The following is a 25,042-nucleotide window of genomic DNA, read 5'->3' as shown; positions in this document are numbered from 1 at the left end:
CTTTAACGGGGGTATCCCATGCTTTATCAGATGAACCTTCGATCTTTATTTCCCCAGGAACAAGACCTCCTCCTTCAGACGTCGTTTTCTCCACCAGTCTAAAGGACACGACTACGCATACGGGTAAGTTCCTGTTAGTGCCTATTGGACGCAGTGGTGCGATCTTTATTACTGGGTTGGCTTTAGATTCAGGAATGTTGAGATTTAATTTAGGGCAATTATTTACATCCCCTCTTGCTATAGAAGCCATAGAGAATAGGGTCAAAATTATAACTAATGAGCTCTTCATTTGTTGACGCCTTGAGCCTTACTAAGGTGTAATTAGATAGTATAAAAGCCAATAATAGACTTGTCTGTTGACTAATAGCATAGGTATTTGTTCTAAAATCACATAAGTGACTAGATGGTTATTTTGAGTGAAATTTCTTTAAGGCCACTGAACACCAGTTAGTAGCCTTGGTAGTTATTACAGCAATAACCTATCTTCAATTGGAGTGAATTTGCTCGCCGCATTAATTAATGCTCCAGCCGTCAATTCCGGAACACCATATACTTCAACTTTCTTGCCTCTATCTAACCTGAGCTTATGGGCAAGAATGTCAAAGTCGCCATCTCCTGACACTAAAATCACTGTATCTACCGAGCTTGAATATTCCATAGCATCAATAGTTATGCCCACATCCCAGTCGCCCTTGGCTGATCCGTCGGATCTTTGGGTGAAGGGCTTTAACTTCACTTCGAAACCAATCGACCTTAAGATGTTTTGAAATTCATACTGTTTTCTATCACCACGGTCGATGGCGTAAGCTATGGCTTTAACAACTTTTTTACCCCCTGTCACCTTCCGCCAAAACTTGTTGTAATCAAAGTTTCGTTTATAGATTTGTCGACATGTGTAATAAACATTTTGTACATCAACAAATATGGCAACCTTTTCCATTTGGTAATCCAGTTATTATAAAATTCTGAAATTGACAGTGAAGTTATGATCTGCCTGCATCAGGGTGGATGCATTAAGCCACTAGTTTTACATACTTAAGCGATGATTGTCAGCCAAAATTAGAGGTGAGGAACATCTCGGCAGCAAAGCCAATTTATCAGTATCTGATGAGTTGTGTCGAGATATATAGTGTTGAGCAGTGGCCTTATGAAGTAGCATGTCTCGCATATATGCACATGCTATCCCCAGACGGCCACTTTACAGTGGGTATCCTACCGTGAACGCCTTCTTTGCGGGATTCTGTGTGGATAATCAGAAAGGAAATTTTCTAGAAAAATGGATACTAAGTAGCGGATTGTTGTTCCAGCCAGTTTAAAATCACTTGATTGGTTTCTTCCGGTCTTTCCTGTTGAATCCAATGGCCGCAATTAAGGTTCACCTCATCTACATTGGGAACGAAATCTTTGATATCTGGAGACCTAGGTATCAAATCATGATCGCCGTAAATCATAAGGGTCGGCTTTTGGATAACTGGGTCTACATCTGCCAAGATGTGCCAATTGCGATCCAGGTTTCTATACCAATTTATGCTACTTGTAAAACCCGTTTTTTCAAATGCGGAAACGAATACAGCCAGTTCACTATCATTCAGCAAGGGGGCACCAAGCGGTGATACTGCTCTCGCGAGATTGATCATTACCATACCAGGCTCCGGCGGTGTAGGAGGTACGTCTTTGCGGAGCAAATTACGAAGAAACTGGGAAGCGTTCTTGTCCAACACTGCGTCCGCAACACCTGGCTGCCTATTGAAGTGCACAAAATAATAATCGCTCCCAAGGAGTTCCTCCATAATCTCGATCCAAGGTTTTTCTGTTCGGGCTTGATAGGGCAGTGCGAGGTTTATAATTTTATTAACACGGCTTGGATGTAATAGCGCTATTCCCCAAACGACCATTGCACCCCAATCATGACCGATGAAGGTTGCATCTTGGTATCCGTAGTGATCCAGAAGTGCAGCTAGATCGCCGGTTAATTGTTCGATGTCATAGCTGGTTACTTCCGTTGGGCAGGATGAGTTGCCATAGCCTCGCTGATTGGGAACGATAACGTGGTAGCCCGCTGCGGCGAGAGCGGGTATTTGGTGGCGCCAGGAAAAGGCATGTTCCGGCCATCCGTGACAAAGCACAACGGGGTTTCCTGTGTTCTGTTGGCCCGCTTCAAAGACCTCCAGCTCTATGCCATTCACTGAGATAAGAGTAGGTGTGGGGAAATCGGGTATTCTAGACAATTTACTTCCTCTTTTTTGGGGAGGCCTTGAGAGCTGCTGTTTACCAGCAGGCTCCGCTCTCTATCCTTAAGGGTTGTTCCAACTTCAACATCCCTTTGCTGGATCGTGAGTGCATAGGCTAGAATCTAATGGTGCCAAAAACTGTCACCATTTATTAATGTCTGTGTAAAATGAATGTACGTCTCCGACAAGACGCCATAGTGCGAAGCCTTCGGCGAAAGGGCACTTTGACGATTGCCGATTTAGCCGCTGAAGTTGGCGCATCCAGGCGCACCGTGCTGCGTGATATCAGCTCATTGCGGGATGAGGGTTTTGTTATCCGTTCTGAACCTGGCCCTGGGGGCGGCCTGCAACTTGATCCGCAATCGGTTCAAACTACAGCTCGGCTCTCGGTCGCTGAGATTTTTGCGTTGCTTATTAGCGTTGCATCCGTGCGTGCAGCAGGGAGTTTGCCCTTTTCGGATCTTGCGGATGCCGGGCTGGCAAAAATAGAGAAGGCTTTACCCGTTGATAAGGTGCGTGATTTACGCAGGTTTATGGATTGCCTGTACATCGGTAAGCTTTCGCCGGAGGTAGACGTATCTAATGTCGGAGAGATGTCGCCCTTACTACTGCCTACATTTGAAACGGCTTTTCTTCAGCGACTATACCTGAGCTTCCAATATCGTGATGCAAAAGGGGCAGTAACTAGCCGTGTTGTTGAACCGCAAGCTATGTTGATCTTGCCACCCTTATGGTATCTGGTAGCTTGGGACCCTGCTCGCAATGACTTTCGCCATTTTCGAATGGATCGAATTAGCCAGCCGGAATACCTTCAGGATAAGAAGTTTCGAAGACGACATATAGTCTTCGAAGATGGCGTATCTCCAATTCGTGATAATCCCAAAGTTTCAAAATGATTGGGTTCTTGACGGTAAGTATGATTGCTCCCGCGAAAGGCCAATAATTGGTGGCAGTGTAACTCCTTAGCTTACTCGGCTCTGCCCCCAATAATTGGTCCAGGTTTTCCGCTTACAGATTTTACTTGCCTATCTTCTGTTCTCTCTGGATACGGTTATAAATTTCTTCGCGGTGGACGGCTAAAGATTTGGGGGCCTTTATTCCTACTTGTACTTGATTGCCTTTAACGTTCAATACAGTGATTGAGACATTAGCCCCAATTCTGAGGTTTTGACCAATTCGGCGAGTCAAAATCAACATATATTATTCCCTAATGATACTCAAACCATGGGTAGCCTTCCCGCAATGGGAAAGCTTAGAAAGAAAGTTGAAGAGTGAAGGCGGGGTGGGGCACGGGAGCGGTAGGCATAAAAGTAGAAAAGACGGACACAACGCTGCCAGAACCTGAGTAATTGCCTCAAGTTACTGAATGTGCTCCACTTTATTGAAGGCGAGCGGGTTTCTAGCGTATCATCCATACAGCCATCTTGATAGGTCGTTTATCAATTTGGTTAGCTGGCCCCTGGTGTTGGTAGCACCTTGGGTCAGCGACTTTTACTTACTTTTATGTCACGCTACCGTTCTCCTTTGAGGGAATAGGCAAGTTATAAAGTTCTGCAATATTTTGAATTCGACTTTCTCACAAATAACACTGCTCAACAGCGATCAAAATATCGAGAAATATTCACTTACCTTACGCAGTTTTGTTGCTGAAAACAATCTGAATAAATTCCAATAAGATCATTTCAGCGCCTATCTTTCCAGCTGTATTTAAGGTTTTAAAATATGCTACCTGCTGTTTGAGTTTGATATTGTTGGGCCCATGGTTGATCTAGATTAAATTGGCTAAATTAAATCACTGGTATACATCGCAAATATCTCTTTTGATTTTTGTAAGTAAGTAGGTATCTTAGTTTAAGGGTGGTTTGTATTTTTCTATTTTATTTTTGGGGCTCTTATCGCAGTAATTATGGTCGCGAATTGAGATTTACGAAATGGCACAAATTGAAGTAATCTCACTCTTCGTTAGGTTACAGTGCTGCAGGATGTGGAGTAGGTGCTTCAGCTGTTGAGTTAAAAGATATAATCTAGAAAGTATTGAAACTTATAAACATTTAAAATATAGACGGTATGAGTACACAAGATATAGAAAGCCGGCTTCTGGGCATCAAACAACAACTTAAACGGCTGAGTGGTTTGGATCAGGATTGTTCTCTCTTTGGTGCAGAGCGCTGGAAATATAACTTCCGTCGGTTTTCGGAGGAAGAAGTTAACGGTATCGAGAAACAGTACAACATTTCTTTACCGCAGGAGTTTCGAGCCTTTCTTCTTGAGATTGGTTTTGGGGCTGCGGATTCTTATGGTGCTAATGTAGAGGGTCTTCCGCACTACTACCAGGATGATGAAGATGAATACCCGATGTCAGAAGGCACCATTGATATTGCAGAAATAGGCTGTGGTATTGAATTTATGTTAGTTATTAACGGTGTTCATCGTGGGGAAGTATGGGTTACTCAGAGTTACCGGGAGCCACAGCCTTGGTCTAGTAGCTATCTTAACTGGTATGAAGACTGGCTGGCTAAAAGCCTAGAGAGCTTAGAGGTACCGCAAAACCCTCCTAAAGGCTGACTACCCAAGCATTCCCCAAATACTCCTGGTAGCTAGCAGGATACACATTGTTCTACGACAACCCCTCTGCTTCTCCCTTGCATTGAGTTGAGCGGTGTAGCCTGTGTACTACTCACCGGTGTTCCCTCACCTCAAGCCTTGTTAATCATTTTTTAATCAAAAAATAGATCGCTGATCGTTTCTTATACAGCCTATGGCTTGTCCCAGCACTTTATACGACTGGGTTGCCAATACACAGGAAGTGTATATCTGCGGATATGGGCGTAAGCGGTAATTCCCCACGTGCCAAACTCCTTGATAACACTGGTAATTTTGCGTGCAGAAGGACGATATGGGCGGAGTGGCGCGTGGACTGGCGGCAATAGTGACTTGACAGTTCCTGAACCTCTTACCGTATACTGTATTCATGTACAGTATCTTGAGTGGAGGTGGCAATGGGAGCCAGAAATATCACTATTGACGGGGAGCCGATCCGGATCTGCCGTTACCGATCGGGTTATAACAACCGGCCAATGTACGCTATCTGTATCCTTAATTATACAAAATACGTGCGCAGCTTCTCGGTATCAGTGGAGATGAATCTACGCGAGGAGTTAGAGGTGACCCTGGCGCAAATGCGAGGAGTTGAGCGAAGTATAAATTGGATGGAAGTATCAGCTTAGGAATGTAAGGACTTAAGCTGTTTTTATGGATAAGGAGCAAATTATGGGAAGAAAAATCAATCGGTTCGCAATTTTTGCAGAGCGGGTTCATTTAATGAATGGTGGTGCAAAAAGCTTTAGGGATTCTGCACCCACAGAGGAATCCGCAAAGGAACTGGCAGAAGAAATTGCTAAATCTGAAAAAGCGCTGTTTTATTCCTGGTTACAAATTCTCGATATAATGACCGGAAGTTATACAGAATACTCAATCAAGAGGGGTGGGGTATTGGAAGAAAGGGAGTGTCCCGAATAATAGGAGCCTGGTAACTAAGGTAGACTTAATGAACGAAGACAGAGGGTAGAAAAAGTAAGTAATAGTTACATGTATAGCGTGAGTAATTTAAAGTTCAGGTTAAGGCAGGTTGTGGTTTGATAATCTACCGGGTGACCAGAGCTATTTACAGGGGTAAAGTTGAATGGCTCTGGCTACGGCACAGTTAGAAAAACTCCAAGCTGAAATTGATTAAAATCAATTTCTGAAAAATATCATTAAAATAAAGCCCCTTTGTACATAATCAGGCTCAGTAGTGGTAGAGTCTAGTTCTAACAGAAATAGAACGCTGGCGGTCAGTACCTAACTTATCCATCTACTCAATTTACGAATGAACCGATGGTTATTAGCAACTAACTGGATGGTAAGCACACATAGTTAACTTCACTCTCGACTTTCCTAGCCCAGGAAGTTTCAATCCAATAGTTTTCTTAAGCAGAAAAGGCATGACAGCGATAAAGTTGTGCCGTTGGCAGTATTTATAGGGAGCCTCAAAATGGCAAATCGTTCTTATCTTTATAGCCTTAGTAATCAACCTAAATCCTATTCAGACCGCCCCGAGACTATCTCAGGCTTATCTGAATGGCCGTATAGTATTCCCTTCACTTACCGTGTACTAATGTCCGGGAATCCCAAACTGTGCGCGTCACTAGTCTCGGATGGCTTTGAGGACGATGCACCTGATGATAAAACTCAACTTTATGCTATTAGTAGTGACTTTGAGGCAGGATTTGCGCGGTTAAAGAAATTTGTTGAAGTTCTGCGAGTTATTAGCAAAGACATTACGGATCTGCCGGATTCAATGTTAAATGAAACGTTAGAATTCCTTCAAGAGCATAAGGATAGGCATCTACTGCTTGAGACTATCGAGCTGGACTGTATGGATGGCTCTGAAGGGTCAGTTCTGCGTGGCTACGTTGAATCCGAAATTGTCGCTTGCCGTGAAGCTGGAGCAGCTATTGATGCACTTCCTGAAGACCCAGAGGCATCAGCTGATATTGTAAAGAGTGCAGCAGAAAACAATTCAGAATCTGTTTTAAGTCCATTTTATGGGCTCCAGTTCAATGATAAATTTGACAACGTTGAGTGTGAGCCACCGGTGGGTTTGTATTGGAGTGATATCCTTTATTACGATTTAGAGAGCAAAAAGGAATTTGAGGAGTCTCTTGAATAATTGAATGTCGAAACTCTTATTTCCACTTAAAGAAATGCTGGGCTAGTTTTAGAGGCTTCTGTGTCTTTCCCAATGTATTGAACTAGTTCAGCACTTCACTCTTGTCGATATGAAGATGATTGCTTGATAGTGCTTATGGGGTGGTATTAATAGCCAACTTTCCGGTATCCCATACCAATCCCAGTCAAGTTACCATTTGGCGACATTGTTTATATAACTTTTCATAAGATGACATCAGGCATCTAAAGTTCACAACTTAAAGTGCAAAATTCATATATTATTTAGCACTATCAACTACAAACCATTTCAGTAAAACTTAATGTTTAGAAATCTTCTAGTGCTAGTGTTGTTGCTAGCGTTTAGCGCCCATTCCCTTGCCGATAAGTTAAAGAAGTATGAAGACGAACATCTATTTTTATTTTATCCTGACAGCTTCAATGTAAGTTATGAGGTAGATAAAGATGGATTCAAGGAGATCTTTGTTGATGGTCCAAACCGTACGTCAGTATTTATTACTGTAACACCATATCCAGTTGAATTGCCACTGCCAGATCTAGCCGAAAATATTAGTAGGATTATGCTAGAAGAATACAGCAGAATAGAAGTGCTTGAAAAGGAGACGCGTAAAACCATTACCCCTATAGATGGTAGGATGGTTCCAGGTATTATCAATATTTATAAAACTGATGGTTTTTATAAATTTAACACTGTGAGAACTACCTTGTACCTTATTCATAAGGGGGACAGGTCTGTTATTGTTATAGAGGAACGCAGCAATAGGGAAATTGAAGCAGACAGAGATATGGTAGAGAAAATACTGGATAGCATAAGAATAAAGAAATAAATGTTCTGTAATGGTGGATACTAGTTTCTATAGGCTTAGAGCTGGGGTGCCTCTAATGAGATTTGAGTAATGGGTAGAGGAGGTACTGGTTATCTCCTGTATTTATAAAGCACTTGATCCTGTATCTTATGTGAGTGTCTAGATTTGTTTAAATTATAGACTCACGCTACTCAGTTAGGATTCTCCAAGTGACTTCACAATAGATCGATAATTTCATTTTCTGTGAGGCTGTTCCAAGATTTTTTTTGGTTGACAAAGAATTCCCTTAGCATGCTATTTTTTTCACATTTGTTAAGTGCCTAGCAATGTGAAAGTTACCTCATTTACTCTAATTACGTGAACTATATATGATCGCGTGCAAGATTTTCCTGTATGAGTTCACTGCGGGCAAAAAGGAGTATTTAATGAGGTCAGAATTATGTGTACTAAGAGAAAGTCGTACAGTTGCCTATTAGTGCTAGCTTTTATGGGCTACTTTGTTTCGCCTCCTGCGTGGTCTCATGTACGCTGGTTTGTACAAAACGGTGGTAGCGCCGTTGAGTTTGAGTGGAATTGGATATATGCGTTAGTTCTTTTGGGAGGCTTTCTATACTGTATGGTGAATAGATCCTTACAGTCACTTGAGGTAGTGGCAGTTCACAAAGCATCTAATAAATTTCCCTACCTCTGGTCCGACATTGGTCGTCACAAAATTTGGCATATCACGTCTGCACTGATTGGGTTAACCTTTGTTTTTAATTATTTTTCGGGTGTATTACTGGCCCCCAACCTGGAATTCTCTGTCACGCAAAGTCTTGTTAATGAGTTTCAGCTGGTAATTGGTATTGTGTTAATTTTAGATGTCAGCCTAAGAAGCTCCGGGTATCTAATCTTCGCGCTTTTGCTCTCAATAATGGCTACTTATCCATTCTCAATCTGGATTGATTATGGCTTTGAATTTTTAGGGCTTTCACTGGCATTTATACTGTATCAAAAGCCAAATCTTGGATTACTTGCTTTACGCTGCGGACTAGGCCTTCAGCTAATGACTCTGGCAGTTCACAATAAGTGGCTCAATCCTCACTTGGGTCTTGAATTTCTGCAGCACTATCATTGGAACTTTATGTCTAATCTGGGGTGGCATTCTTTCTCCGATTTGACCTTCGTTTTTTCTGCTGGAATGGCTGAGTTCTGCTTTGGGTTGGTTATCTTGTTGGGCTGGTCAACGCGGTTAGCAACTCTTACGGTATTAAGTTTCTTTCTATTAACTGCATCGATTCTTGGTATTCATGAGTTGATAGGGCATTTGCCAATACTTGGGGCCGGAATTCTGCTGGTTGTATTTGGTGGGGGAGATTTTGAGTTTAAATATGTTAGAACACTATAAAACCATAGGATTTTAACACCAAGGAAAATTTAGTGTCTGTTTTACAAAGTAGTGTTATCTATTTATTTGGGCGTAATTTATTTGGTAATAGGGGGACAAAATCTTCATAGAGCGGCTGGGCACCTCATCTACGAACTGGATATTTTTCTACCGAAATTTTGAAGGTCGCATTAAGGGCTTAGTGGAATCAGTGGAGACGGTAAAGAAAACGTGTCCCCAGTTCAATAAACACTGGGGACACAGCTCAGGCGGTTGTTGGCGCCACCTCTCAGCCACATGCTGCTAGCTTATTTCGGTATCCTCCAGTTTTTGGGTGTTCTGGATTGTTCTCTTCAATACTGACACTTATAAACAAGTTAGCTACTTGAATGATGAGTTTGGCAGCATTGTGTTATTCATTATTCTGGAGTGTGTGAAGTCAGCTTGGACCTAGCCTGCCTGCTGGGCGAGCCACTCTTGCTCTTGCCCAGGCTCCGGCATCACGGCGCCTCCCTCGATAACCCAGCTTGCGGGAACATCGATAAGATCTACTGCGCAGCTGGATCGGGGACAGGACAATATTTGAGAAGCGGAGTTGACAAAAGCGCTGATCAACTCTGACTTGATTTTATCACTACGCCCTGAGCGAATGGAGCCCAGGATATGGACAATGCTATTTGAGCGCAGGCGAACCCCTCGGCTGAATACAACTTGTACGAACTGTGCAGGTGCGTTGGTAATGGAGCAATGAGCTTCTGTAAATGCGGATACTAGCGCTTGCTGTTCAGAGTCCAATAGTGTCCGTTTAGTGGAAATTGTGTAGAGGGGCATTTTCATCTCTTATAAGTTGATGTGTGTTTTGAATTGCCCCGAGGAGCTTTTGGATTTCACTAAGCGCATTAGTGTCTTGCCAATAAATCCTATTTGCCTAAACGGAGACATTCGATTGCGATTTGTGCGTAGAAATTCTTTGCTGAGAGAATGGTCTGGGGCTGTAATGACCACCTCGTATATATCGCTTCCCGCTGTAGTACACCACTGGTCCAGCAGCTTGTATAAAAATGAGTGCCGTAGAGTATTGGTAGTTCCATCAGGTAGGGGGGCCATAAGGGTGGCCACTGATGATGGCTTACCCTCCATAAATGCTTGATTAACTGGTACCTCCATCCATACAACCTTGGGTGCTACATGTGGGCTGATATGATCCCGGTAAGCAAGATAAATGATTAGCTCCAGCTTTTGTTTTACATGGTTAGTTAATGTCCCCTCGATAAAAGAACACAAAACAATAGGTTTGAATCGCATTACCTGCCCTTTAGGTTTCATTTTGGAACTTATTAGGCGCCAATAAGTTCCAAAATGCAACTTATTTGAAGCTAAGTAAAGCACATATTTAAATAACTTTTAGTTATATGAGGGCTTATTGATTAGCCTTGGAGAGTTCTGTAATGAAACTCCTTGTGAGACTATGGCGCCCTGGGCTACTACAGGACTGTTATGAGAGAGAAGAAATCCGCTGTTCAATGTGCGATCGAAGAGGCGCTTTCGGTGATTGGGGATCGCTGGAGTTTGCTTATTATTCGCGATGTACTGAGAGGGGTGAACCGGTTTGACACACTGCAGGAGAGCCTACAAATTTCCAGAAATATTCTTACTCGAAGGCTAAATAGCTTGGAAGAAGCTGGGGTTCTGGTTAAGGCCCCAGTCAGCCCCGGAGCGCGCCGAATGCTCTACAACGCAACCCCGAAGTGCATTGCGCTGGCCCCTACTTTAGTTTCCCTTATTGAGTGGGGTACGCACTGGTCTGAAAAGCCAAATACACGATGGGCTCGTGTAATTGATAAAAGAACGGGGACGCCTGTGACCGTGGATTTGGTTGGAAAAGATGGTGAACCGGTTAGTCTGCTGGACCTTGACTTAGAGTACTAAGGGGCTGTTACGACCAAGTTGGCTGCGGGTAATCTGGTCGAATCCTGTTTATTTGAGTTCTGCCTGTGCTTCTATTGCGTAGCATGTGGTTAACAATATGTTGTGGACGAACACCACTGAATACATTGCTGGATGGGAAAACTACCTGGGCAGAAAGAAGTTAGCTCAGCTATAACCTGACAGGTACCACCGATAAGCGGGTAACTGTCAGGTTGAGTCTGAACTAATCTATATTGGCTACTATATTTAAGGCATCCTAGTCTAAGTAAACCTTAATAACTGAGTATTCAGAACTATTCTCTGCTAGATCAACAGCTTTAATATAGTAATCAATTTCAGAAATACCTTCAGGGGTATTTTCATCAACAAACTCAGTTTTGGAGGTTGGACCTAGATAACCAGTCAAGTCTATGCTCTGCCTATATATTATGTAACGACTGATTCCATAATCATCTTGTGATTTCTCCCATCTAAGATGTATAGCACCATTCAAAATTTCATAACTGATACCTGTTACATCGGAAGGCGGAGTAATGTCATCACTTTCATTACAAAGCTTTTCATACCGGCCTAATCCATCGTGGCATTGATCAGGCTCGTCATTAATCCCTTCGCTTGACACAAAAGTAGTACTCTTACCACCAACACACAAATTTTCATGACATTGGTCGGTGTCAAAACCTGCCCTGCATCTCGCGCAACTTCCGTATGGGTCTTCATTAAACGGTTTTTTAGATACATCCCTTTCTGGCCAGTATGTACACACAACCTGTATGGCGCCATCATCATAGCTTGAGTTTCCAGTGCCAGCTATTCCGGTATTGCAGTTAGCGATAGCGCAACCGATATATCGAGTTTCATTATTACAAACTTGGGCCCAATGACCGCAATGTTCACCATAACAAGCATTGGTTTCCCAGTCATAACTAGTATTTTCGTGATACCAATCAAACACTGCGGATTCCCAGGTTGAAATGTTGTAATTAGAAGCAGGAGGATTGTGTGTAAAGAGGGCAATATTTTCTGTGGCATATTTCCCGCGTGCTAAACCTTCACTTTCGTAGGACGTCAAGTGTCTAACCGAGTCATAGGCATTTCTAATACCTTGAGGTCCCCCGTAATGACCATTGTAACAACTGAGTGCTCGCTGTTTAGCCATTTCTTCCAGTGCAGGGTCCCAGAAAACTTTGATCATGTCTGAGGCGAACTCTGGTCCGTTTATTCCACTACCTTCTCCACTGGCACATTTAGAGCGGTAATCATTATGTGCATCTAGTAAAGCCTGCTTTTCTATCTGCGATAATTCATGAATGTAATTATCATCTCTCGGGTCAGGCTCACATGAGTCAGACTCACATGGGTCAGGCTCTTCTGGATCAGTGGGATCGGGGTCTTCCGGATCAGTGGGATCAGGGTCTTCTGGATCAGCCGGGTCAGGTACTTCCGGAGTAGTAGGGTTATCCATATCAGGATCGGTGCTGGACCCTCCACCACCTCCACAGGCTGCAAGGAGTACACAAGCCAGTAAAACGAGAGTGATCTTCTTTATACTGATTGAGATTGAAACTACTTTGGCCCAAAAATCTACGGGATTTCCCATCCATACCGCGCTTGGTGATACAGACTTACTAAAGTGACTCAGGTAAGCCTGATGTATGATTTTCGCCCGCTTATTTTTTTTGCGATCAGGTAAAAAAAATTCTGTGGAAGGGCGCAAAGCAGTGGGGCTGAATCGCATTGTCTGTCTCATAAGTTGCATTTTGGAACTGATTTGACCTCCATAAGTTCCAAAATGCAACTAAAATTATTGATAGTGGAAGCTACATCACAATAATTTTTTGGTTTTACATGGGCAACAGGGGAGCCACAGAATAGTTTTTTAATGGAACTGCCCGTAAAAATCTTGGATGCCAGAATTAAGAAGCTTAGATACCTATGCAGTTAAGAATCACGAGGTATGCCAATAGGGATAATGATTCTGTAAAAGAGTACGAGCATTGAGGCTAAAGAATTGAAAGCCGAATGCATAAGCTGGTTAGCTGTTTACAGCCCCAAATCCTACTTCCACTTGCCGACGGTGAGCGTTTGAATATGCCGAAAGGGCTACTTTTCCAGCTGAATCACTATTTGGAACTGGTGGGCTGGAGCAGGCGGTATTTAAGCTCTTGAAAACGAGGCAGCATTACCGAAAACATGCCCCTATCACTCTGGCTAAAAAAAATAACCTATTTGTAGTCATTGACTAGTTGCCCATCAGATGACTCCTTGAATTGAGGATGTTCGTCATCGATTTCGTAAAAATCACACTTTTCGCCGGTGAAAATATGCCCCATAGTTTTCAACCCGGTTGGGCCATCCAGTGATCCTGCAATAATTCCAGTTGCATCGAGATTAAATGGTTCCCAGAATAGGCTTGAACCACATTGCTGGCAGAAGCCTCTGCGGGCTACTTCTGATGTTTTATACCACGCCAGCCCGTCATCTTTTGTTATTTTAATGTTGACCTTGCGAGCTTTGGTATGCGGGCCGAAACTTCCATGTAGTTTTTGACACATACTACAATGACAGTTAACTACGTTGCGTAGTGGCCCTTTAACCTCGTACCGCACAGCTCCACATAAGCAACCACCGGAAGTAATTGAATTATTACTATTCATATAATGAGCCTGTAGATGCAAAAATTTACTTGAATTTAGAGCTTAAATTAAGTATGCCTTTTTATTTTCAGTAATAATGATTCTTTTAAATGGAAAATGCCATTCTAATTTTATGATATAAATATTGATGGCCTAGATAGCTATTTATTTGTTTCATCCTGAACTACAAGATGATAGTGGTTCCTAATTGTATATGTTATGAAGTCAATAGTTAAATTTAAAGTAAGATTGTGTGTTCTAGATTTAATTTATCTGAGGTGATGCTCATAGTTTTTACCAGATTCTATATCTCTGGCACATGAAAATATTATCCATGCACAGCGGGAGGTGCGGTGGTAATAAGGGGTGCCCTCAAGTGAGATTTGAGACTAGATGGAAGGGGCATTGGTCATCCCTATATGTATGACTATTTATACAGCATTTGATCCGGTATTTTATGTGGTGTCAATATGGATGGCGCTTGAAGCTACAAATTTTGTGGGTGTCCAAAATCTCTGAACCTTATCTTTCTAGAGTCATGAGATCAGAATCTTGCTCTAACCTCATAATTAGATCCTGGCTAGTATCTACAGGTTGGTTATATATTTAAAGTAACAGTTGTTGGCGAACAAGGTTGGCTCCGCACACATTTTGGATGAAAACCTCTATTTTGCTTTGCTTGGTGATATTTTGAAATGTTTCACCGCCCATAGAATAGAAGTTTGCATGAATTATCTCATCACCCAAATCAGGCTCGTCCATGTCGAGTAGTTCAAATATAACATATGATCCATCATTGTGTATTTTAGCGGCATACATTCCTCTGTTTGGGTTTATAGCTTTTATCGTGGCTCTCATTTCTTATCCTTAGTGTTTTTTGAACTCATCCGGTGTTTTATGCGGTGTCAATATGGGGGCGCTTGAAATATTACTTTTGTGGGTGTCCAGAATCACTGTAATAGATTGTTCGTGGAAGAAAATGAGGTTCTAACTATCATTGCTAGAACGATTGGTAAAAGTATTGACACAAATAGTAATTCTAAAAACACTATGAGCCGCGTTTTTAGTATGGCCAAAGCGAAAAACCATAGTTTTGAGAGTCCCGTCCGTTCAGAAATATTTGCCTTGAAAAATATTTTCTTGCTCCAGCGGTCTATATCAGAGTAGCAGCCTGTGTATAGTTGTCTGAAGTTTCCAATGAATGCTAGAAGAAATGCAATAAGCAACACATAAAATATAAGCGTCATCTCCCAGTTGCTTAAATCAATTTTGGTAAAATCAAGTTTGCTACCGATGATTAGTACAAACGCAAAAAGTAATATTTTGGGTGCTAAATTTCTCAAAAATTCCAAATAATATTTGCTTCCTTTGCCAGGGAGTCGGAGTGAATTTATTTTTCTGGGCATAATTGATTCCTTTGGGATAGGTTCTATTGAAGGGGGCTTTATTTTTATTGTTTGTTATACGTACTATGCATAATGTTGTCATCAAATGGCGCTATTTCTATGGATGTCCATGATTATATTTTCTGCTACGCAGCAATGTTCTTCGTACACAGGGGGAAGCGCTGTGATAATAGGGCGTGGCCTCTAGTAAAATTTGGGCACTGGGCGGAAGAGATATTAATTACCCCCTATTTGTCTGGCTATTTATACAGTATTTGATCCGGTATTTTATGTGGTGTCAATATGGGTGGCACTTAAAGCTACCCCTTTTGGAGGTTTGCAGAATAGGGGACATTGGGTCACATTAGTTAGAGGTGATTGTTACAGACCAACAATAAAGGAATCCATCATGACTATCAGCAATGCTCAAAGGCCACTTCCCAACACGCTGTTCATTGTTGGTGAAGCCCGAGACATAGCCTCCGAAAGTATGGAAGGCTTCGAGATGCTGCGAAACCTATTCCACGCTATTGCCCAAGCCCCTGATGTTCCTAGCGTGATAAAAGGGCTGGCTAGAATTGGCGATTCCATAGTGCACGATTATCATAACTCGATGGATTGCCAGCGGGAGAATATGGAGGAACTGGAGGGGCGAATAAGAAAGGGAACTGTAGCTTGGTAAACCTTGGGGTCTAATAATGCTAGCTATTTAGGGTCTTGAGTTTTGGGCCTAGATAGAGAAGTTAGTTGCATTTGAAGTCTTAACTTTTTGTATCGGAGGTTTCAGGTGTTTGAAGGTGTAGCAGTTTATAGATGTAATCAATTATGGTTGGAATTTTTTTAGAAAAATTTATTCTTGCTTTAAGCTCGAAATCTAAAAGGTTTTTTTCAGGATGTCCTATCCCTCCGCCGATAAATAGTCTTGATCCTATACCGCCGGACTGGCTTAGATTAATAGTTTTTTTGCTTGCATGGCTATAGCCGTTGAAAACTCTCTGAGCAGCTTTGAATACTTCTATGAATTCTGCATCTATGCCTAAGGCTGACTTATTTTTCTCTATCAATGGTAAGTAAAGATACGGCCATTTGTAGTGTTTATCTTCCATAAAAATATCTAAAAATAAAAAATTTTCTTCTATTTTTTTCCCATTCTTTTTGTAGGTTGTTCTAAGCTCTCCACGGTGAGAGAGAAGGATAGCTATGCAAGTGGCTTCTACAGCCTGCCGAAACATGTTACCTGATGCAATTATGTGCTCGATGATTAAGAGCTGCATTGACGAAAAAAGATTGTTGATTGCCAGGTCCAAGTACCTTTCCGCTATTTTAGCTTGTTCGTCTTTTTCATTTTTGACTAGCGAGGCGTACTGATTAATTTTAGTGTGGCAATAGGCCATTATCTCAGTGAAGTGTTGAACACTCACAGGGTGCTTAGCTGAAAAGCTATTGGTTTCATCCGCGTAATTCTGACATAAAACACCAGCTAAGTTAGTGGCGATGGTCGGGTCTATTACTGGCATCTGATCTCCTTTCAGTATTTTGTAAATATTTTCCACCCTGAATTTCTCGGGAAAAAGATTAACTGTAAACGTATATAAGGGGTCAGCCTCTGTCACGAGGTTTTTAGCTTTGGCAGTAAATTTATGAATCTAGGAATCACTAGGAATCACCAGAGATGATTTTTTTGGTGGTCTGAAAAATCTAGGTGTGGCAAAGGTGCTGCTAGGTCTATTCGTAGAGCGAGGAAAATGGCTAAAGGTTTCACTCCTGCATTATGAGAGGAGTGTCAGATAGCTGGATTGCCTATTGCTGAGCCTGTAAGTACAGAAGGTTAAGCAAATGCCAAATGTTGGGTTGAATGCAATGGCTCTGCTAAGTCATTGATTTGAAAAGAAAAATGGTACCAGAGGCCGGACTCGAACCGGCACGCTTTTAAGGGCGGGGGATTTTGAATCCCCTGTGTCTACCAATTTCACCACTCTGGCACTTTCGCTGCTCGACCTTGGGGTCGGTGCGAAGAGGGCGTGATTATAGCAATGCTTTCGCTTGGGTCAACCAGTGATTTCAATAACTTAGCGCATTTTCTGTCGTCCCAGTTAACAGCTCCTAAAATTTCCTATAACCTTCGCGACCTCTCCATAGTTTCTAGATTTCCAGGATTCCATGCAGCGTCAGGACTTTGACTTTCATCTGCCCGATGAGCTGATCGCCCGCGCGCCCACCGAGGAGCGCCGTGGCAGCCGTCTTTTGTGTCTGGATGGGCCCAGCGGGGCCATTGCACATCGGCAGTTCCCAGATATTCTCGATCAGGTCCAAGCTGGTGACCTGATAGTCTTTAACGATACCCGGGTGATCCCGGCACGTTTGTTCGCGCAGAAGGAGACCGGCGGTAAGTTGGAAATCCTGGTGGAGCGGGTGCTCAATGAGACGGATATCTGGGCCCACGTGCGCTCCAGTAAGTCGCCCAAGCCCGGTTCCACCATCGTCCTTGAGGACGGTACCCGTATAGAGGTGACCGGTCGCAAGGATGCACTGTTTGAATTGTCCTTCCCTAAAGAAGAGGGTGTGCTGGCGATTCTGGATCGCCTCGGCCATATGCCGCTGCCTCCTTATATTGATCGTGAAGACGATGCCAGCGATCGCGAGCGCTACCAAACCGTATACGGCCGCAATGCCGGTGCTGTGGCGGCGCCTACTGCGGGGCTGCACTTTGATGATGAGATGATCGGTGCATTGCGGGATAAAGGTGTCGAGGTTGTCTTCGTTACCCTGCATGTGGGTGCCGGTACTTTTCAGCCCGTGCGCGTGGACAATATTTATGAACACCAGATGCACAGCGAAGTGCTGGATGTCTCCCAGGATGTGGTGGATGCGGTAACTGCTTGCCGCGCTCGCAATGGCAGCGTGATTGCGGTGGGTACCACCAGTGTGCGCGCGCTGGAAAGTGCGGCGCGCAGTGGCCAGTTACAGGCCACGGTGGGGGAGACAGATATCTTTATTTATCCCGGTTATGAATTCCAGGTTGTGGATAAGTTGATCACCAACTTCCATCTGCCGGAATCCACCTTATTGATGCTGGTGAGTGCCTTCGCGGGGTACCAGCATACGATGGCCGCTTATAAGGCCGCTGTTGAGGAGCGCTATCGCTTCTTTAGTTACGGCGATGCCATGTTTATTACCCGCGACCCCAATGCCAAAAAAGAAGAAGTAGCACCAGAGAAAGGAGATACCCAGTGAGCCGCGAATGTTTTATGCAGTTTGAAGTGGATACCACTGATGGCAAGGCCCGTCGCGGTCGCTTGCGCTTCCCTCGCGGTGTGGTGGAAACCCCGGCGTTTATGCCGGTGGGCACTTACGGCACCGTAAAAGGTATGTTGCCGAGGGATATCGAAGGGATCGGTGCACAGATTATTCTGGGCAACACCTTCCACCTGATGTTGCGCCCGGGTACCGAAGTGGTTAAAGCCCACGGCGATCTGCACGATTTTACCCAGTGGTCCGGTCCGATCCTCACCGACTCTGGCGGTTTCCAGGTGTTTAGCTTGGGTGAACTGCGCAAGATTACGGAAGAGGGGGTTTCTTTCCGCTCGCCTATCGATGGCAGCCCGGTATTCCTGGACCCAGAAGAGTCCATGCGCGTTCAGCGGGACCTGGGTTCCGATATCGTCATGATCTTCGATGAGTGCACCCCTTATCCGGCCACCACTGACGAAGCGCGCAAATCTATGGAGTTGTCCCTGCGTTGGGCGGAGCGCTCCAAGAAGGCTCACGGAGATAGCCCGTCGGCGTTGTTCGGTATTGTGCAGGGCGGTATGTACCCGGAGTTGCGCGATGTGTCCCTGCGCGGCCTGACCGAGATTGGTTTCGATGGCTATGCCATTGGCGGCCTGTCTGTGGGTGAGCCTAAAGATGAGATGATCAAGGTACTGGATCACCTGGCTCACAAGATGCCGGAAGATAAGCCGCGCTACCTGATGGGCGTGGGCAAGCCGGAGGATATTGTCGAGGCAGTGCGCCGCGGTGTGGATATGTTCGACTGCGTCATGCCCACTCGCAATGCGCGCAATGGCCACCTGTTTACCTTTGAAGGTGTGGTGAAAATCCGCAACGCCAGGCACCGTCACGATACGGGTCCCTTGGAGGAAGAGTGCGATTGCTACACCTGTGAGAATTTCTCCCGCGCTTACCTGCATCACTTGGATCGCTGCGGTGAAATTCTCGGTGCGCAGCTAAATACGATTCACAATTTGCGCCACTACCAGCGCTTGATGCAAAAGCTGCGCGATGCCATTGCCGCCAATGAATTGGAGGCTTATGTCGCCGAGTTCTACCGTGGTCTGGGGCGCGAGGTTCCAGCGCTGGAGGCCTGATCAGGCGTCGCTTTTACCCTGCCTGGGGTGCTGCCCGTCTCATTGCGGCACCCCTGTAATTTGTCCGTTCCCACGATCCCCGTATAATCAGCCCCCACTTTTATTGGGGGCGGTGTACCTTGCATTCTGCGTATACTGCCCGCATATCCAGGCAAATTGCTTAGGCAGATTGCCAAGATTTACCGGCCCTTGGGGTCACACTAGAACAATGAGAACAGCATGAATCGCTACCCGATCTGGAAGTACTTTCTGATTCTCGCGGTTGTGGCCTTTGGCCTGATGTACGCCGCGCCCAATCTCTACAAGCCGGACCCTGCCGTGCAGATTTCCGGGCAATCCAGTGCACTCACCATCGGCCCCGATGTCCTTGCGAATGCACAAAAAGCCCTGGATGAAGCGGGAATTGCTCACTTCGGCGGCGAAGTTGGGGACAAGTCAGTACTGATCCGCTTGAACTCCATGGAGGAGCAGTTGCCGGCTAAAGAGGCGATTCAAAAAGCTCTCGGTACCACCAACTATGTTGTCGCCCTGAACCTGGCTTCCACTACGCCCCAGTGGATGAAAGATATCGGCGCTAGCCCGATGAAGCTCGGTCTGGACTTGGCTGGTGGTGTGCACTTCCTGATGGAAGTCGACACCAACACCATCGTCAAGAACAACATGGAAAGCTACGAGCAGGAAGTGAAAAGCAAACTGCGGGAAGCCAAGGCTCGTTACCGCAATGTGGAGCTGGTGGATGATCGCGAGATTATTGCCCGCTTCCGCAACGATGAGCTGCGCAGCCGGGCGATGTCCACCCTGCGCAAGGAATTCCCGCAGCTCCAACTGCGCGAGTCCGGCAGCGGTGAAAACCTGGAGATCCGCGCAACCCTGACCGATCAGGAAATCAAGCAGCTGGAAGATTACGCCGTAACCCAGAACCTCACCACCCTGCGCAACCGGGTGAACGAGCTGGGTGTTGCTGAGCCGATCGTACAGCGCCAGGGCCGCAACCGTATCGTTGTGGAGCTGCCCGGTGTACAGGACACTGCAGAGGCCAAGCGTATTATCGGTAAAACTGCCAACCTCGAATACCGTATGGAAGCTCGCCCGGATGAGCTGGTTTCCAACAAGGAATACTTCGAGTACCGCGATGATCGCCAGGCGCAGATGTATGGTGGTGCCTGGTTGGAGCGCCAGATCATTATCAAGGGTGACAGCGTTACCAATGCCCGCGTCGGTTACGACGAGAGCGGTTTCCCGCAGGTAAATATCACCCTCGACGCCCGTGGCGGCGAGATGATGCACCGCGCTACCTGGAAAAATGTCGGTCGCCGTATGGGTACCCTGTTTATCGAGACTCGCTTTGAGCCGGTAACCGAGATCGACGAAAACGGTAACGAAGTTACCGTGCAGAAGCGCACCGAAGAGAAGAAGATTATTAATCTGGCCACGGTACAGAGTGCCTTGGGCAAGCAGTTCCGCACCACCGGTCTGGACAGCCCGGCTGAAGCTCAGGAACTGGCCCTGCTGCTGCGTGCTGGCGCCCTGGCTGCGCCCATGTACTTTGTGGAAGAGCGTGTGATCGGCCCATCTTTGGGTGCCGATAACATCAAGGTGGGTGTGCAATCCGTACAGATCGGTCTGCTGGCCGTGATTATCTGTATGCTGATTTCCTACCGCGTATTTGGCTTGGCCGCGAACCTGGCCCTGGCGGTGAATATGATCCTGCTGGTGGCGGTGATGTCGCTGTTGGGTGCAACCCTCACGCTGCCTGGTATCGCCGGTATCGTATTGACCGTGGGTATGGCGGTGGATGCGAACGTGCTTATATTCTCGCGAATACGGGAGGAGCTCAGAAATGGGATGCCTCCCCAGACAGCGATTAGTGCCGGTTTTGACAATGCTTACAGCACCATTGTGGATGCGAATATCACCACCCTGATTGTGGCGGTGATCCTGTATGCCATCGGTTCCGGTCCGGTACAGGGCTTCGCGGTAACCCTGTCTATCGGTATTCTCACCTCCATGTTCAGTGCCATTATGGGTACGCGAGCAATTGTTAATTTGTTCTACGGCGGTCGCCGTGTGCAGAAGCTCTGGATTTAAGGGAGTCAGTCATGAGTGAGACCAAAGTGGATAACGGCAAAATTACCGAGTACATGGGCAAGCGCGTCTACGACTTTATGCGCTGGCGCAAGATCGCCGGGATTGTCTCGGTGGTGCTGGTACTTTCCTCCATCGCCGCACTGGCAATGAACGGCCTGAAGTTCGGCCTGGACTTTACCGGTGGTACCCAGGTTGAAGTGGGTTATGAGGTAACGCCTTTTATCAGCGACGTGCGCGACCAGCTGGAAGCGGCAGGTTACGACGGTGCCACGGTAGTGAATTTTGGTTCTGAAAAGGACCTACTGATCAAGTTGCCCCCTGCGGTGACCGAGGAAGAAATCCAGATCAGCGCTACCGATCAGGAAACAACGACACCGATCGGTGACAAGGTTGTCGCTCTCCTGAGAGAGGGCAGTGAGGGTGATGTTGAGCTGCGCCGTGTCGAGATGGTGGGCCCACAGGTAGGTGCCGAGCTGCGCGATGACGGCGGCCTGGGCATGATGCTGGCCCTGTTTATGGTGATGATCTACGTTGCCCTGCGCTTCCAGTACAAGTTCTCTTTCGGCGCTGTAGCGGCTCTGGGCCACGATGTGATTATCGTGCTGGGCTTCTTTGCGGTGATGGGATTGGACTTCGATTTAACCGTACTGGCGGCAGTGCTGGCGGTGATCGGTTACTCCCTGAACGATACCATTGTGGTATCGGATCGTATCCGCGAGAACTTCCGCAAGGTGCGCAAGGCTGAGTCTGAGGAAATTATCAATATTTCTATCAGCCAGACCTTGGGCCGTACCTTTATGACGTCCTTCACCACCTTGCTGGTGCTGTGGGCGCTGCAGTTCTTCGGTGGCGAATTGATCCACAACTTCTCCCTGGCCTTGATCGTGGGTGTGGTTGTGGGTACTTACTCCTCTGTTTACGTAGCTGCCAACGTGCTGATGGCTTTGAATATCAACAAAGAAGATCTGATGCCGCCGGTGAAAGAGGGTGCGGAACTGGAAGAAATGCCCTGATGTGAATGAGAAGTGGCTGCGTTGACGCAGCCATTTTCGAGCGGCCCCGGCCGCGCTTTGCTGCTGGTCAGCGGAGCGCCGTCGGGGTTTTTTATTGCGCGGAGGTTAGGCTCTGGGCTTTTTGCCGAGGGTGATGTGCTTGGGGCCGGAAGTATTGGTCTGGCCGCTCACCCCTTTGGGCACCTGCTCGATCTCACCGCCACCGGCGAGGAACGCCTTTACCTGCTCCTCGATACTTTCGCTGGTCTCGAGGGGAGCGGCTTGTTTGCGATTGGAGGAAGAGGAAGGTTTCTTGGCCACGGCGCTATCCGGTTTTTATGTGTAAGCGGGCCATATTAGCACGGCTTGCACAAAAAATCACCCAAGTGGCCAGAGTCTGCACATAGCGGGTGTTTTGTCGACAGCTTTCGAATAATTTTGTCGTTTTTGGATAAATCGGGCCGCTTTGAGGCAGCCCGGAGGATAGTGCGTTATTCGGCTTCTTCTGTGGTCTCTTCGGTTTCCAGCGGCCAACCGCCCATCTCTTTCCACTTGTTCACGATGCCGCAAAACAGGGTTGCGGTTTTTTCTGCGTCGTACTCGGCGGAGTGGGCGCAGTTGTTATCAAACTCGATTCCAGCAACCTGGCAAGCTTTGGCCAATACGGTCTGGCCGTAGGCGAGGCCGGCGAGGCTAGCGGTATCGAAGCAGGAGAAGGGGTGGAATGGGTTGCGCTTGATACCGGTCCGCTCGACTGCTGCATTGACGAAGCCCAGGTCGAAGTGGGCATTGTGGGCAACCACGATGGCGCGGGTGCAGCTGTGCTTTTTCACGGCGCTGCGAATCTTGCGGAACAGTTCGGGGATGGCGATTTCTTCCGGCCAGGCGTCGCGGTCCGGGGATTCCAGGTCGATGCCAATAAAGTCGAGAGCGGATTGCTCAACGTTGGCGCCCTCAAAAGGCTCCAGGTGGAAACTGTGGGTCTCCAGCGGGAAGAGGTTGCCGGAGTCATCCATGTCGAGGATAACCGCAGAAATTTCCAGCAGTGCATCGGTGCGGGCGTTAAAGCCGCCGGTTTCAAGGTCGATGACCACGGGCAGAAAGCCTCGGAATCGCTGGGCGAGAGAGCTTTTTGGTCCAGTGGGTTCTTCGGCGGGTGTCACGGTGGTTCCTTGTAAATCTTGTCTTCAGGCCAGCAGCATTTGGCGCTGGTGGGGCAGGGTATTGTATTCGAATTGCAGCGCCTGCCGGGAGTGTTCTCCCCGCAGGCGCTGTAATCAGGGCATTCGCCGATTACGCAAGTTGCCAGTTTAAGGTTTCACCGGCTGCGAGGGGAATCAGATTTTCACCACCCATATCCAGTTTTTCCGGCAGGGTCCAGGGGCTCTTGACCAGGGTGATGGTGCCCTCGTTGCGCGGCAGCTCGTAGAAGTCGGGGCCGAACTCACTGGCAAAGCCTTCCAGCTTGTCCAGTTTGCCCGCGCGCTCGAATACTTCGGCGTAGAGCTCAATAGCGGAGTAGGCGGTATAGCAGCCGGCGCAACCACAGGAGTGTTCTTTTTTGTGGTGGGCGTGGGGGGCTGAGTCGGTGCCGAGGAAAAACTTCGGGTTACCGCTGGTGGCCGCTTCGATCAGTGCATTTTGATGGTAGCCGCGCTTGAGGATTGGCAGGCAGTAAAAATGCGGCTGGATACCACCAACCAGCATATGGTTGCGGTTGTACAGCAGGTGGTGTGCGGTAATGGTTGCGGCAACGCCTTCGCGGGCGCCTTGTACAAACTCTACTGCTTGGGCGGTGGTGATATGTTCAAACACCACTTTCAGCGTGGGGAAATCATCTACCAGGCGGGACAGGGTTTTCTCGATAAAAGCCTGCTCGCGGTCGAAGATATCGATATCGCTGGTGGTCACTTCACCGTGTACCAGCAGCTTCATTCCGCAGGTCTGCATCTCTTCCAGGGCCGGGTAGATATTGGCGATATCGGTAACGCCAGAATCGGAGTTGGTGGTCGCGCCCGCTGGGTACAGTTTGGCGGCGATAACACCAGCTTCATGGGCCTTGCGAATAACGGCGGCGTCGGTCTTGTCGGTGAGGTAGATCACCATCAAGGGTTCGAAGTTGGTGTCGGCGGGAACATTGGCGTCAATACGTTCCTTATATGCCACTGCACTTTCGGCATCGGTCACAGGGGGTACCAGGTTGGGCATTACAATCACGCGGCGGAATTGTTTTGCAGCATCGGGCACGGTACGCCCGAGAGCGGCGCCGTCGCGCAGGTGAATGTGCCAGTCGTCGGGGGCGCGCAGGGTAATTTGCTCCGTCATGGTACTCCGTAAAGCTTCTTAGCGTAGTGAGTCGTTGTGCGGCGCGAATGCTACCCGAAGCTGTACAAAATTGCGATGCACGAAAAGGTTAAAAATCAATCAATTGTGCTTACTCGCGCCTTGGCGCTAGTCGATCGCGAGCTTAGGCGCTACAATCGCGCCCCGACAAAGAGTGTGGGTATTGTTGTG

At 46.6% G+C, this 25,042-nt stretch carries 24 protein-coding genes and 1 tRNA gene; 13 read left to right on the top strand and 12 right to left on the bottom strand.

Annotated elements, in window-relative coordinates:
- Positions 1-466 precede the first annotated feature (466 nt).
- Together ACJJIL_RS16645 and ACJJIL_RS16640 are read right to left on the bottom strand one after the other, a co-directional pair.
- A complete protein-coding gene (locus ACJJIL_RS16645; RefSeq protein ID WP_445360255.1) occupies positions 467-940 on the bottom strand; it encodes a LabA-like NYN domain-containing protein in 474 nt (157 codons plus the stop codon).
- 343 nt (positions 941-1,283) lie between these two features.
- The gene (locus ACJJIL_RS16640; RefSeq protein ID WP_445360254.1) at positions 1,284-2,228 is read right to left on the bottom strand and encodes an alpha/beta fold hydrolase; all 945 of its coding nucleotides are present in this window, start codon (positions 2,226-2,228) and stop codon (positions 1,284-1,286) included.
- A gap of 170 nt (positions 2,229-2,398) precedes the next feature.
- Between ACJJIL_RS16640 and ACJJIL_RS16635 the strand changes: the two genes are divergently transcribed.
- The gene (locus ACJJIL_RS16635) at positions 2,399-3,127 is read left to right on the top strand and encodes a helix-turn-helix transcriptional regulator (RefSeq protein WP_444935119.1); all 729 of its coding nucleotides are present in this window, start codon (positions 2,399-2,401) and stop codon (positions 3,125-3,127) included.
- A gap of 121 nt (positions 3,128-3,248) precedes the next feature.
- Here ACJJIL_RS16635 and csrA read toward each other — a convergent pair whose 3' ends face one another.
- Positions 3,249-3,428 (bottom strand): carbon storage regulator CsrA, encoded by a 180-nt coding sequence (gene csrA / locus ACJJIL_RS16630; protein WP_299588813.1) that lies wholly within the window; start codon positions 3,426-3,428, stop codon positions 3,249-3,251.
- Positions 3,429-4,298: 870 nt separating this feature from the next.
- On the opposite strand from csrA, the gene ACJJIL_RS16625 reads away from it, so the two are divergent.
- The 6 genes from ACJJIL_RS16625 (at position 4,299) to ACJJIL_RS16600 (ending at position 9,152) form a co-directional block, all read left to right on the top strand.
- Positions 4,299-4,796 carry an SMI1/KNR4 family protein gene (locus ACJJIL_RS16625; RefSeq protein WP_444935120.1) on the top strand — a complete coding sequence of 166 codons (498 nt, stop codon included), beginning with the start codon at positions 4,299-4,301 and terminating at the stop codon, positions 4,794-4,796.
- Positions 4,797-5,230: 434 nt separating this feature from the next.
- On the top strand, positions 5,231-5,458 hold the full coding sequence (locus ACJJIL_RS16620) for a hypothetical protein (RefSeq protein ID WP_444935121.1): 228 nt from the start codon (positions 5,231-5,233) through the stop codon (positions 5,456-5,458).
- 25 nt (positions 5,459-5,483) lie between these two features.
- Positions 5,484-5,750: a hypothetical protein gene (locus ACJJIL_RS16615; protein ID WP_413664683.1), complete on the top strand. Its 267-nt coding sequence runs from the start codon at positions 5,484-5,486 to the stop codon at positions 5,748-5,750.
- Between the two features lie 514 nt (positions 5,751-6,264).
- A complete protein-coding gene (locus ACJJIL_RS16610; protein WP_445360253.1) occupies positions 6,265-6,942 on the top strand; it encodes a DUF7822 domain-containing protein in 678 nt (225 codons plus the stop codon).
- 319 nt (positions 6,943-7,261) lie between these two features.
- A complete protein-coding gene (locus ACJJIL_RS16605; protein ID WP_445360252.1) occupies positions 7,262-7,786 on the top strand; it encodes a hypothetical protein in 525 nt (174 codons plus the stop codon).
- A 466-nt stretch (positions 7,787-8,252) separates the two neighbouring features.
- Positions 8,253-9,152 (top strand): hypothetical protein, encoded by a 900-nt coding sequence (locus ACJJIL_RS16600; protein WP_445360251.1) that lies wholly within the window; start codon positions 8,253-8,255, stop codon positions 9,150-9,152.
- A 429-nt stretch (positions 9,153-9,581) separates the two neighbouring features.
- On the opposite strand, the gene ACJJIL_RS16595 is transcribed toward ACJJIL_RS16600, so the two are convergent.
- Positions 9,582-9,962, bottom strand: a complete 381-nt coding sequence (locus ACJJIL_RS16595; protein WP_445360250.1) for a tautomerase family protein — start codon at positions 9,960-9,962, stop codon at positions 9,582-9,584.
- Positions 9,963-10,628: 666 nt separating this feature from the next.
- Here ACJJIL_RS16595 and ACJJIL_RS16590 point away from each other — a divergent pair.
- A complete protein-coding gene (locus ACJJIL_RS16590) occupies positions 10,629-11,060 on the top strand; it encodes a winged helix-turn-helix transcriptional regulator (RefSeq protein ID WP_445360249.1) in 432 nt (143 codons plus the stop codon).
- A 256-nt stretch (positions 11,061-11,316) separates the two neighbouring features.
- On the opposite strand, the gene ACJJIL_RS16585 is transcribed toward ACJJIL_RS16590, so the two are convergent.
- The 3 genes from ACJJIL_RS16585 to ACJJIL_RS16575 form a co-directional block, all read right to left on the bottom strand.
- The gene (locus ACJJIL_RS16585) at positions 11,317-12,798 is read right to left on the bottom strand and encodes a CAP domain-containing protein (protein ID WP_445360248.1); all 1,482 of its coding nucleotides are present in this window, start codon (positions 12,796-12,798) and stop codon (positions 11,317-11,319) included.
- 487 nt (positions 12,799-13,285) lie between these two features.
- On the bottom strand, positions 13,286-13,717 hold the full coding sequence (locus ACJJIL_RS16580) for a GFA family protein (protein ID WP_445354929.1): 432 nt from the start codon (positions 13,715-13,717) through the stop codon (positions 13,286-13,288).
- A 585-nt stretch (positions 13,718-14,302) separates the two neighbouring features.
- Positions 14,303-14,554 (bottom strand): hypothetical protein, encoded by a 252-nt coding sequence (locus tag ACJJIL_RS16575; protein WP_413664690.1) that lies wholly within the window; start codon positions 14,552-14,554, stop codon positions 14,303-14,305.
- A gap of 936 nt (positions 14,555-15,490) precedes the next feature.
- On the opposite strand from ACJJIL_RS16575, the gene ACJJIL_RS16570 reads away from it, so the two are divergent.
- A complete protein-coding gene (locus ACJJIL_RS16570) occupies positions 15,491-15,763 on the top strand; it encodes a hypothetical protein (protein WP_413664691.1) in 273 nt (90 codons plus the stop codon).
- A gap of 79 nt (positions 15,764-15,842) precedes the next feature.
- Here ACJJIL_RS16570 and ACJJIL_RS16565 read toward each other — a convergent pair whose 3' ends face one another.
- The gene (locus ACJJIL_RS16565; RefSeq protein ID WP_413664692.1) at positions 15,843-16,598 is read right to left on the bottom strand and encodes a hypothetical protein; all 756 of its coding nucleotides are present in this window, start codon (positions 16,596-16,598) and stop codon (positions 15,843-15,845) included.
- 378 nt (positions 16,599-16,976) lie between these two features.
- Positions 16,977-17,063 (bottom strand) — tRNA-Leu (locus tag ACJJIL_RS16560).
- A gap of 178 nt (positions 17,064-17,241) precedes the next feature.
- On the opposite strand from ACJJIL_RS16560, the gene queA reads away from it, so the two are divergent.
- The 4 genes from queA to secF all read left to right on the top strand — a co-directional run bounded on the left by queA (position 17,242) and on the right by secF (position 22,549).
- Positions 17,242-18,315 carry a tRNA preQ1(34) S-adenosylmethionine ribosyltransferase-isomerase QueA gene (gene queA / locus ACJJIL_RS16555; RefSeq protein ID WP_445360247.1) on the top strand — a complete coding sequence of 358 codons (1,074 nt, stop codon included), beginning with the start codon at positions 17,242-17,244 and terminating at the stop codon, positions 18,313-18,315.
- A 14-nt stretch (positions 18,316-18,329) separates the two neighbouring features.
- Positions 18,330-19,448 (top strand): tRNA guanosine(34) transglycosylase Tgt, encoded by a 1,119-nt coding sequence (tgt, locus tag ACJJIL_RS16550; protein WP_444894765.1) that lies wholly within the window; start codon positions 18,330-18,332, stop codon positions 19,446-19,448.
- Between the two features lie 219 nt (positions 19,449-19,667).
- Complete coding sequence (gene secD, locus ACJJIL_RS16545; RefSeq protein WP_445360246.1) at positions 19,668-21,536, top strand: protein translocase subunit SecD; 1,869 nt, start codon at positions 19,668-19,670, stop codon at positions 21,534-21,536.
- A gap of 11 nt (positions 21,537-21,547) precedes the next feature.
- On the top strand, positions 21,548-22,549 hold the full coding sequence (gene secF, locus ACJJIL_RS16540; RefSeq protein ID WP_444894896.1) for a protein translocase subunit SecF: 1,002 nt from the start codon (positions 21,548-21,550) through the stop codon (positions 22,547-22,549).
- Positions 22,550-22,654: 105 nt separating this feature from the next.
- Here secF and ACJJIL_RS16535 read toward each other — a convergent pair whose 3' ends face one another.
- From ACJJIL_RS16535 to pyrC, 3 genes are all read right to left on the bottom strand, one after another.
- Positions 22,655-22,849, bottom strand: a complete 195-nt coding sequence (locus ACJJIL_RS16535; protein ID WP_413664697.1) for a PFL_1563 family small protein — start codon at positions 22,847-22,849, stop codon at positions 22,655-22,657.
- Between the two features lie 170 nt (positions 22,850-23,019).
- Positions 23,020-23,691 (bottom strand): ribonuclease T, encoded by a 672-nt coding sequence (gene rnt / locus ACJJIL_RS16530; RefSeq protein ID WP_282931564.1) that lies wholly within the window; start codon positions 23,689-23,691, stop codon positions 23,020-23,022.
- A 130-nt stretch (positions 23,692-23,821) separates the two neighbouring features.
- The gene (pyrC, locus tag ACJJIL_RS16525; RefSeq protein ID WP_445360245.1) at positions 23,822-24,853 is read right to left on the bottom strand and encodes a dihydroorotase; all 1,032 of its coding nucleotides are present in this window, start codon (positions 24,851-24,853) and stop codon (positions 23,822-23,824) included.
- Positions 24,854-25,042 lie beyond the last annotated feature (189 nt).

Source organism: Microbulbifer maximicatervae (SeqCode) (assembly GCF_052468095.1).
The sequence above is the reverse complement of the archived record's forward strand: the minus strand, read 5'-3'. Positions and strand labels throughout refer to the sequence as shown.

What these genes read in the sequence shown, in the direction of transcription:
- ACJJIL_RS16645 (WP_445360255.1), bottom strand. Translation starts at nt 940, where the DNA reads ATGGAAAAGGTTGCCATATTTGTTGATGTACAAAATGTTTATTACACA.
- ACJJIL_RS16635 (WP_444935119.1), top strand. Translation starts at nt 2,399, where the DNA reads ATGAATGTACGTCTCCGACAAGACGCCATAGTGCGAAGCCTTCGGCGA.
- csrA (WP_299588813.1), bottom strand. Translation starts at nt 3,428, where the DNA reads ATGTTGATTTTGACTCGCCGAATTGGTCAAAACCTCAGAATTGGGGCT.
- ACJJIL_RS16625 (WP_444935120.1), top strand. Translation starts at nt 4,299, where the DNA reads ATGAGTACACAAGATATAGAAAGCCGGCTTCTGGGCATCAAACAACAA.
- ACJJIL_RS16620 (WP_444935121.1), top strand. Translation starts at nt 5,231, where the DNA reads ATGGGAGCCAGAAATATCACTATTGACGGGGAGCCGATCCGGATCTGC.
- ACJJIL_RS16615 (WP_413664683.1), top strand. Translation starts at nt 5,484, where the DNA reads ATGGATAAGGAGCAAATTATGGGAAGAAAAATCAATCGGTTCGCAATT.
- ACJJIL_RS16610 (WP_445360253.1), top strand. Translation starts at nt 6,265, where the DNA reads ATGGCAAATCGTTCTTATCTTTATAGCCTTAGTAATCAACCTAAATCC.
- ACJJIL_RS16605 (WP_445360252.1), top strand. Translation starts at nt 7,262, where the DNA reads ATGTTTAGAAATCTTCTAGTGCTAGTGTTGTTGCTAGCGTTTAGCGCC.
- ACJJIL_RS16600 (WP_445360251.1), top strand. Translation starts at nt 8,253, where the DNA reads ATGGGCTACTTTGTTTCGCCTCCTGCGTGGTCTCATGTACGCTGGTTT.
- ACJJIL_RS16595 (WP_445360250.1), bottom strand. Translation starts at nt 9,962, where the DNA reads ATGCCCCTCTACACAATTTCCACTAAACGGACACTATTGGACTCTGAA.
- ACJJIL_RS16590 (WP_445360249.1), top strand. Translation starts at nt 10,629, where the DNA reads ATGAGAGAGAAGAAATCCGCTGTTCAATGTGCGATCGAAGAGGCGCTT.
- ACJJIL_RS16585 (WP_445360248.1), bottom strand. Translation starts at nt 12,798, where the DNA reads ATGCGATTCAGCCCCACTGCTTTGCGCCCTTCCACAGAATTTTTTTTA.
- ACJJIL_RS16580 (WP_445354929.1), bottom strand. Translation starts at nt 13,717, where the DNA reads ATGAATAGTAATAATTCAATTACTTCCGGTGGTTGCTTATGTGGAGCT.
- ACJJIL_RS16575 (WP_413664690.1), bottom strand. Translation starts at nt 14,554, where the DNA reads ATGAGAGCCACGATAAAAGCTATAAACCCAAACAGAGGAATGTATGCC.
- ACJJIL_RS16570 (WP_413664691.1), top strand. Translation starts at nt 15,491, where the DNA reads ATGACTATCAGCAATGCTCAAAGGCCACTTCCCAACACGCTGTTCATT.
- ACJJIL_RS16565 (WP_413664692.1), bottom strand. Translation starts at nt 16,598, where the DNA reads ATGCCAGTAATAGACCCGACCATCGCCACTAACTTAGCTGGTGTTTTA.
- queA (WP_445360247.1), top strand. Translation starts at nt 17,242, where the DNA reads ATGCAGCGTCAGGACTTTGACTTTCATCTGCCCGATGAGCTGATCGCC.
- tgt (WP_444894765.1), top strand. Translation starts at nt 18,330, where the DNA reads ATGCAGTTTGAAGTGGATACCACTGATGGCAAGGCCCGTCGCGGTCGC.
- secD (WP_445360246.1), top strand. Translation starts at nt 19,668, where the DNA reads ATGAATCGCTACCCGATCTGGAAGTACTTTCTGATTCTCGCGGTTGTG.
- secF (WP_444894896.1), top strand. Translation starts at nt 21,548, where the DNA reads ATGAGTGAGACCAAAGTGGATAACGGCAAAATTACCGAGTACATGGGC.
- pyrC (WP_445360245.1), bottom strand. Translation starts at nt 24,853, where the DNA reads ATGACGGAGCAAATTACCCTGCGCGCCCCCGACGACTGGCACATTCAC.